Raw genomic sequence first — 1,039 nt, forward strand, 5'->3', positions numbered from 1 at the left:
GTGAACCTCAAGAAAACCTACTCTACTTCTTTGAGAAACATGCGCCGCTCTTGGAACCATGGCAACGCGAGGTTGTTCGAATCGTCCGAAAAATCAGCCAGTACTTTTATCCACAAAAGCAAACTCAGGTTATGAATGAGGGATGGGCAACGTTCTGGCACTACACGATTCTAAACCACTTGTATGATGAAGGTATTGTGTCCGAAAAGTTCATTCTTGAATTTTTACATAGCCACACGAGTGTTGTTGCTCAACCACCTTACAACAGTCCTTACTTTAGCGGTATCAACCCCTATGCTCTCGGCTTTGCGATGTTCCGCGATATAAAGCGTATTTGTGAAGAACCAACTGACGAGGATAAAGAGTGGTTCCCGGATCTAGCAGGAACAGATTGGTTAGATGCCTTGCATTTTGCTATGCATAATTTCAAAGATGAAAGCTTTATCAGCCAATATCTGTCTCCGAAATTGATGCGTGATTTCAAACTGTTCGCCATCAACGATGATGACAGGAAGAACTTTATTGAAGTCTCCGCCATACATGATGAAATGGGCTACAAACGCATTCGAGAAACTCTGGCAGCGCAGTACAACCTATCAAACTTAGAGCCTAACATTCAGGTGTTTAACGTGGATGTTCGTGGTGACCGTTCACTCACGTTGCAGTACGTTCCTCATAACCGCATTCCACTCGATGAAAGTTATGATGAGGTATTGAAACACGTCTATCGCCTATGGGGCTTTGACGTAATCTTAGAAGAAGTTAAAGACACGGGACACAGAGAAACATTAGCCACTTGTCCAAAACGCAATCAGTACGATTCAAACATTTAGCAAAAAATATACTCATCCCCTTAAAGCCAAAGGCTCCATGAAAGGAGCCTTTTTATTAACTGCAAGAAGTAGAATCGTTACGCTTTTTTCGCCACAATAGCTCTAACGGCTTCAAGATCTTCTGGCGTATCAACGCCTGCTGCTGGCGCTTCTTTAGCTACTGCAACGTGGATTTTCTCGCCGTACCAAAGCACTCGTAACTGCTC

General features: G+C 43.5%; 1 protein-coding gene and 1 pseudogene. One reads left to right on the forward strand and one right to left on the reverse strand.

What is annotated here, in order from left to right; genetic code table 11:
• The coding region (locus R7P35_RS26275; protein ID WP_318093433.1) for a SpoVR family protein at positions 1 to 833 on the forward strand (833 nt) is incomplete at its 5' end.
• A 77-nt stretch (positions 834 to 910) separates the two neighbouring features.
• Here R7P35_RS26275 and R7P35_RS26280 read toward each other — a convergent pair.
• Positions 911 to 1,039 (reverse strand): annotated as a pseudogene (locus tag R7P35_RS26280) (3-deoxy-manno-octulosonate cytidylyltransferase); the annotation flags it as partial.

This window comes from Vibrio sp. Vb0304, assembly GCF_033338995.1.
Classification (GTDB): Bacteria; Pseudomonadota; Gammaproteobacteria; order Enterobacterales; family Vibrionaceae; genus Vibrio; species Vibrio alginolyticus.